Source organism: Shigella sp. FC1967 (assembly GCF_001743005.1).
In the GTDB taxonomy this organism is placed as follows: Bacteria; Pseudomonadota; Gammaproteobacteria; order Enterobacterales; family Enterobacteriaceae; genus Proteus.
The window spans coordinates 1-5,980 of record NZ_MIIZ01000638.1 but is presented as its reverse complement, the minus strand read 5'-3'; the positions used below and the strand labels follow the sequence as shown (position 1 = coordinate 5,980).

Sequence of the window (5,980 nt, the reverse complement as noted above, 5' to 3'; positions counted from 1 at the left end):
TAACTATTTTTTGATAAAAAAGTGAGTTCTTTATGTTTTTGTACCATATATCTTAATTGGGATGTTTATTCTTTTCTTCAACTAGTATTTTTCCTGCATATAATCATTAAAAGCTATTTATATTTCTAACTTGCAGTTATCAAAACCAATAAAAGCATTATGGTAATCAAGTAGTTATAAAAAAGGTACAATCATCGTCTTTTTAAACCTATTAAGTGTGAATATGCCTTAATAAACAAATAGTTAATGATGGCAGTTTTATATAATGCTACGCCACATGGGTTGGACTGAAGCTGCTGACTTAATCATTAAAGGTATGGAAGGCGCGATTGCTGCTAAGACCGTCACTTATGATTTCGAACGTTAGTTAGAAGGCGCTAAACTGCTGAAATGTAGCGAGTTCGGTGACGCGATTATCAAACATATATAATATAATTAGCGTTGTGAATTGATTACGGGAACTTAAGGGTTCGTTTTTGTTACAGGATTTTTTATGAGTGCGTGTAACGTGTTGATGCGTATTTTTGTATTAAAAGTAGCCTAATGTAGCAAAACCAAACAAACAATAAATAAAACGTAAGTGTTAAAATCAATACTTTAAAAGAGGCGATAAGGCTTTATTTATGGCAAAATGAAAAAGAAAGAAAATAATCTGCAAACCGCATGATAAACGTGGCGAAAATTATCATTTGCAGATTATCTTATGAATTAAAATAAAGTCAGAAATAAGATTAACACGCGATGGTTATCCATTCTTTGCCACGAACATCATTATAACGATCTGTCTGTGCTTGAGTGGCATGCCCTAATAAAGCTTGCGTATCGATACCCTGTTTTCGATATAAACCGTTCTTGATAATGAACGTTGCTCATGAAAGGAAGCGGGTATTCCTTCACCCCAATCAATATCACGTAATAACATATAAAAGAATTGATTAAAGACTTTATATTATAAGAAAAGCTATCAGTTCATATTTTTCTTGCATAAAAGATAAATTTACACTTAATAAGCCCTAGATAAAGATAAGACTGAATAATAACTTTATAAATAAAAATTCAAGATAAAGCTTTTCGATTAATTGACGATATACATAATGACTTATCTTAAATGAGAGATTAAATTTGTGAAAAAAAATCTTATTATTATCACTACTGTTTAGTTCTTCTGTTTTTGCACAAAATGTTGATGTAGGGCAAGTATGTAAAGCTTCTGCGGCAACTATGTTTGGTCGAGATCATAAGATTATGCAATTAGAGACTATTGAAAACGGTATTGCTTATGTTCATTACATTCGTTCAGTAGATAACAGTCGCTGGGCTATTAAATGCAAGCTAAACGGTGAAAAGGTAATTTGGGCATCAAATAATGCTGATAGTATTGGTCGATGGAGGGATGATCCTTTAGATAGCATTGTGAAATATTCAGTAAATGGCGGGGACATTACGATTTCTGAAATTTATAGTGATGGTTCTAAAACGGAAAAAACATATCCAATAAAAGAGCTATAAATTACCACCTGTTTTTGCACCCTTTTATATTAAATATAAATACAAGTCAGAAGTTTGATAATTTCTGGCTTTTTTGTTGCCTCAATAAAGGATATAGATGCAATTATATAATAATGACGCATTGATTGTGCTGAAAGCGTTACCAGAGAATTGTATTGATTTGATAGTGACAGATCCCCTTATTTTCGGATTAAATCATGTGCATGGTTTAACATAAAAACGCACCCTTCAATTTAGACTAAAAGAGTCCAACTTTTGGGGTGCAGTTCACGACAGGGCGGGGCGCAGTCACATTTATGTGTTAACGGTTTCCTGTTGCAGATTTTTTTTCGTCGGTACGGCTTTTGGCTTGCTGCTAGAGTAAATGAAAAAAAGTGCGATACCCAAACAGATAACGGCACTAAGTCTGCTTAAGGAGAACGAGATTGCCTCATTGCCTAGCCAGCCGAAGTTATCAATCAGCATGCTCATGGTTAACTGGCCAAAAATGACCGCGACCGTAGCAACTGCTGTGCCAATACGTTGAACGGCTAGAACCATAATAACGATATATGGTACGCCAAATATTGCGCCTAGCAATTGCCATTTAGGCACATCCATCAAAGTCAGAGCGTGTTTGGGCTCGAAAAAAAAGATCAGCAACGCCGTCACCAGCGCGCCTACAGAAAATGTCAGGAACGCACTTTTGAATACGCCGACCTTGCTGCCCAGCTGGCCATTGATAGCCGCTTGGATACTCAACATAGCACCACCGACGACGGCGAGAAGGATCATGATAATAGTCATAATGTTAATTTACTCCTGTGCAACCATAACCAGCGCTGCAATGATGAAAAACAGCGCGATGATACGTTTTCTGTCAATTTTCCTGTGTGACGAACCAAACAGGCCAAAGTGGTCAATAATCAGGCTATTAAAGACTTGACCTGCCAATATGCCGATCATAGTCATAGCGATGCCGATTGTTGGTGTTGCTACAGTCAGGATGATGACGTAAATTGGCCCAAGCACACCACCAAGCAGATACCACGAAGGCTGTGCAAAGAATGATGGGCTGGTACGTGGGCTGAAAAAAAGCATCAGCAAGAAGGTCAGTGCCGCGCCCACACCAAATATGCTGAAAGTAGCCCAGAGATCACCAACCTCCCCACCAAGAGGTCCAAGCAATCCTGCCTCTATGGACAGTCCCATACCTCCGGCAATTACGATAAAAATTAATATCAGCTGCATAGCAATCAATCTCCCGTTGTCTAGGTGGAGAAGATTACAGCTTTACATAGATGAGAAAAATGCCACAATAAGATAAACACTTGTGCAGGATATGCATTAATGAATAAACTTGGAAACATCAGTATTCGTACCCTACTGATTTTTATAGATGTTTATGAAACGCAGAATTTCTCTGTAGTGGCACGGCGGGAAGGGATATCAGCTTCTCAGGTATCGCGCGTCATCCATCAGATAGAGGATATGCTCGGGCAGCAGCTTTTTTACCGTAATACCCGTGCGATAATTCCGACGGAAAGTGGCCATATTTTTGTCCGCTATGCGCGGGCCATGACTAGCAACATGGAGGAAGCGCGACGAGAACTTAACGAGAGAACGCTTGAGCCTTCTGGAATGGTTCGCATAAACGCACCGGTGTTCTTTGGACAGCGCCATGTAGCACCCGCGTTACCCAGCTTGGCGGATCGATACCCTCGGCTTAGCATTGAACTTACGCTGACTGATGATTACATCGATCCACACCAAAAGGCGGCTGACGTAATTTTCCGAATTGGAGTGCTGACGGACTCCTCGTTTCATGCGCGCGTGTTTGGCCAGCAGTTCTATCATCTTGCTGCGTCACCGGATTACATCCGCCGCCACGGTAGACTAAACTCACCCGAAGAGTTCGCACATCATAAATGCCTGGTCTATCGCGGTTCGTCAGGACCAAACCACTGGCTGCTACGTAGGCATGGAGAGGAATGGGTGCACTATCCCGTCTCACCTCTGATGTCGTCTAATAATGCTGAAACCCTGCTGATTGCCGCACTCGGAGGAATGGGAATTGTGCTGTTTCCTGACTGGCTGATTGGAGACCGGTTGAAGAGTGGCGATCTAGTCGAACTGTTGCCGGATCTGGATATATCTATAAAAACCGAGCCACAGCATATCGCGGCAATCTACCCAAATGCCCGCCACCCTCCACTGAACGTTCGGGCAGTTATCGATTACTACATAGACGCGTTCAGTTCACCACTTTACTGGCAGTCTAAATAAGATAGCGATTCTATTGCTCGTCTTGAAAATAGTGCTGATGAATTTAATGGAAACGAACAGCCAATGAGCGTAATCAGAACTCTCAAGATGCAAGTCATTCGCTTCAATGAAATGACGAGTGAACTCGCCAGTAAAGAAGGTGAAGGAGATTTAAGCCTAGCGTATTGGACAGAGAAGGCCATAAGCATTATTTTGAACGCTAGGGCTCTTCTTCTGAAGAAATGGAGCTTATCTTTGAGGAATTTGAACTTATAGAAATTTTGTAACAATTCACAATCAAGGAATTTGTATGCGTTTTCTAACGCTAATTTTTTGCCTCAATCTAAGTTTGGCGTCTTTTCCATCAATGGCAATTGATGATGTTGATGACGATGGTACTATGTCTGCCTCCTATTCAGGAGAATTGTTTGACTGCCGCCAAGAGTTAATTAAGTTAATCGTCAGTAGTAACCATGCATTAATTCGAGTGGAACGTGTCACTGCAGATAGGCTTGATCTTTTTATCGATAGGCGTGAGCAAGACAAACTGATAATTCAGCTTTCTGATAAAAGTCAAAAACCATCCAATGAATCCCCTGGTGCAGGCATGTTAGGGTGGGTTTCATACGATCTGAAAAGAAACCAACTGCAAGATGTAAGCACCGGTGAGGCCTTAACGTTCAGTCATTCTAAAGGGCAAAGAATGCAGTCATGCCTCAAAAAAGAGGAGGAGTGTCATCAAATTTTGAATACTATCCGACTTCAAGCCTTCATTGCACAGTCACCAAAATGGCGTGTAGTAGGAAAAGGGAGAGCCTATTTTCATGCGGCGCCGACAGAAAAATGCCGCCACAATAATTGGTTTGTAGTACCCGGAGATATTCTTCAAATCAATGGGATGAGAGCGACAAAGCCTGTTGATGGGGATAATAATGATTGGCTATTGGTTGGATATGGTGACGCACATGGGTGGATAAAGGTGAATAGATTAGAGCCAGTAGATGAACCAACAGAGTAAACGCTGGCCATCATTTGTATTTACTTAAACTTAAAAGAGTAAAACTGCTCTTGACCGTTTGCTTTGAGCGAGGAGCGGATCTTTTTATTTTGTAGCGAAAACGCTCCATATGGTCAGGTTATGGCAATACCTCTCGCTCTTAAGCTACGTCTGCTTGAATTAATTGCTTCCAGAAGACGCTGGCGGCTTTCTCTGAGATGAATGGCGAGTAATTCTACGGCTTTCTCAGTATCTTGCAATCTAAGTGCAGTTATTATTTCTTGATGATCCTCCCAGGCGGGATTTGATGGTGCTTTGTCGAGCCATCGTGCCCGTGAAAGTCGGCGCAGGGAATCGCTTATTCCTTCGATGATAAACGCGTTCTGACAATAATGGGCTAGCTGAAGATGGAATCGTGTTCCTGCATCGTCCATTATCTCTTCCGCAGCGTCAACAGTATTCCCCTTGAGTAGATTTTCCAGAATGTTAAGTTGTTCTGCTGTCATCTGTTTGATTGAAAGTTTTAATGCTGCAATTTCAAGTACTTCTCGGTAAATACACAGTTGTTCAACTTCATCGACATCGATAGGTGCCACTAACCAACGTAACCCTTCTCGACAGACCAAACCTTCTGACTCAAGTTTTTGTAATGCGGTTCGCACAGGCGTTCGAGATGCGTTAAACGTTGCTTCAGCCCAGCGCTCAGTCAGCCGTTCTCCAGGTCCTAGATCCATGCTGAGTATCAATTTTCTTAATTGGTTTTCAACTTCTGATGCCTGGCTCATAACGACAATATTCTCCCGTGAATTGACAGTAAGATGCGCTATCGGTATGGTATACCAATTTGGTATACCAAAAAAAGAGCGTTTTTATGACTCCTTTTTATAACAACTTTTGGAAGAGAAACCTGATTGTTTGCTTTATTGGCTCGTTCTCAACCGTCTTTGCAATGACTCTGATGCTACCATTTCTGCCTTTGTATGTCGAAGAACTTGGTGTTCACGGTCATGCTGAGATTGTTCAATGGTCTGGTGTGGTATTCAGCGCAACATTTATTACTGCCGGGTTGATTGCCCCAGTTTGGGGAAGACTCGGTGATAGATATGGACGCAAGTCGATGCTCGTGAGAGCCAGCTTTGGAATGGCTATCACGGTTTCACTTATGGGACTGGCAACAAATATCTGGCAATTAGTCGGACTGCGGTTGTTAGCTGGCCTTGCAGGAGGTTA

Annotated in this window: 8 protein-coding genes and 2 pseudogenes; 6 read left to right on the top strand and 4 right to left on the bottom strand. The window is 41.3% G+C overall.

Annotation, left to right across the window (positions count from 1 at the left end):
* Window positions 1-262: 262 nt before the first annotated feature.
* Window positions 263-430: pseudogene (locus BHE89_RS08270) on the top strand (isocitrate/isopropylmalate family dehydrogenase); the annotation flags it as partial.
* A 301-nt stretch (window positions 431-731) separates the two neighbouring features.
* On the opposite strand, the pseudogene BHE89_RS25350 reads toward BHE89_RS08270, so the two are convergent.
* Window positions 732-910, bottom strand: a pseudogene (locus BHE89_RS25350) (integrase); the annotation flags it as partial.
* Window positions 911-1,134: 224 nt separating this feature from the next.
* On the opposite strand from BHE89_RS25350, the gene BHE89_RS08260 reads away from it, so the two are divergent.
* On the top strand, window positions 1,135-1,509 hold the full coding sequence (locus BHE89_RS08260) for a hypothetical protein (protein WP_353615111.1): 375 nt from the start codon (window positions 1,135-1,137) through the stop codon (window positions 1,507-1,509).
* Window positions 1,510-1,803: 294 nt separating this feature from the next.
* Here the strand turns inward: BHE89_RS08260 and BHE89_RS08250 are convergent, their stop codons facing one another.
* Together BHE89_RS08250 and BHE89_RS08245 are read right to left on the bottom strand one after the other, a co-directional pair.
* A complete protein-coding gene (locus BHE89_RS08250; RefSeq protein ID WP_069368428.1) occupies window positions 1,804-2,295 on the bottom strand; it encodes a DMT family transporter in 492 nt (163 codons plus the stop codon).
* Between the two features lie 9 nt (window positions 2,296-2,304).
* Window positions 2,305-2,739 carry a DMT family transporter gene (locus BHE89_RS08245; protein WP_069368429.1) on the bottom strand — a complete coding sequence of 145 codons (435 nt, stop codon included), beginning with the start codon at window positions 2,737-2,739 and terminating at the stop codon, window positions 2,305-2,307.
* A gap of 99 nt (window positions 2,740-2,838) precedes the next feature.
* On the opposite strand from BHE89_RS08245, the gene BHE89_RS08240 reads away from it, so the two are divergent.
* From BHE89_RS08240 to BHE89_RS08230, 3 genes are all read left to right on the top strand, one after another.
* Window positions 2,839-3,774, top strand: coding sequence for a LysR family transcriptional regulator (locus tag BHE89_RS08240; protein ID WP_069368430.1), 936 nt, complete (start codon window positions 2,839-2,841; stop codon window positions 3,772-3,774).
* 63 nt (window positions 3,775-3,837) lie between these two features.
* Window positions 3,838-4,029, top strand: a complete 192-nt coding sequence (locus BHE89_RS08235; protein ID WP_069368431.1) for an ASCH domain-containing protein — start codon at window positions 3,838-3,840, stop codon at window positions 4,027-4,029.
* A 91-nt stretch (window positions 4,030-4,120) separates the two neighbouring features.
* Window positions 4,121-4,771 (top strand): hypothetical protein, encoded by a 651-nt coding sequence (locus tag BHE89_RS08230; protein WP_128860398.1) that lies wholly within the window; start codon window positions 4,121-4,123, stop codon window positions 4,769-4,771.
* Window positions 4,772-4,884: 113 nt separating this feature from the next.
* Here BHE89_RS08230 and BHE89_RS08225 read toward each other — a convergent pair whose 3' ends face one another.
* On the bottom strand, window positions 4,885-5,535 hold the full coding sequence (locus BHE89_RS08225; protein ID WP_069368433.1) for a GntR family transcriptional regulator: 651 nt from the start codon (window positions 5,533-5,535) through the stop codon (window positions 4,885-4,887).
* Window positions 5,536-5,621: 86 nt separating this feature from the next.
* Here BHE89_RS08225 and BHE89_RS08220 point away from each other — a divergent pair.
* Window positions 5,622-5,980 (top strand): MFS transporter (locus tag BHE89_RS08220; RefSeq protein WP_128860397.1); only part of this gene is annotated, 359 nt, incomplete at its 3' end.

What these genes read in the sequence shown, in the direction of transcription:
- BHE89_RS08250 (WP_069368428.1), bottom strand. Translation starts at nt 2,295, where the DNA reads ATGACTATTATCATGATCCTTCTCGCCGTCGTCGGTGGTGCTATGTTG.
- BHE89_RS08245 (WP_069368429.1), bottom strand. Translation starts at nt 2,739, where the DNA reads ATGCAGCTGATATTAATTTTTATCGTAATTGCCGGAGGTATGGGACTG.
- BHE89_RS08240 (WP_069368430.1), top strand. Translation starts at nt 2,839, where the DNA reads ATGAATAAACTTGGAAACATCAGTATTCGTACCCTACTGATTTTTATA.
- BHE89_RS08235 (WP_069368431.1), top strand. Translation starts at nt 3,838, where the DNA reads ATGAGCGTAATCAGAACTCTCAAGATGCAAGTCATTCGCTTCAATGAA.
- BHE89_RS08230 (WP_128860398.1), top strand. Translation starts at nt 4,121, where the DNA reads ATGGCAATTGATGATGTTGATGACGATGGTACTATGTCTGCCTCCTAT.
- BHE89_RS08225 (WP_069368433.1), bottom strand. Translation starts at nt 5,535, where the DNA reads ATGAGCCAGGCATCAGAAGTTGAAAACCAATTAAGAAAATTGATACTC.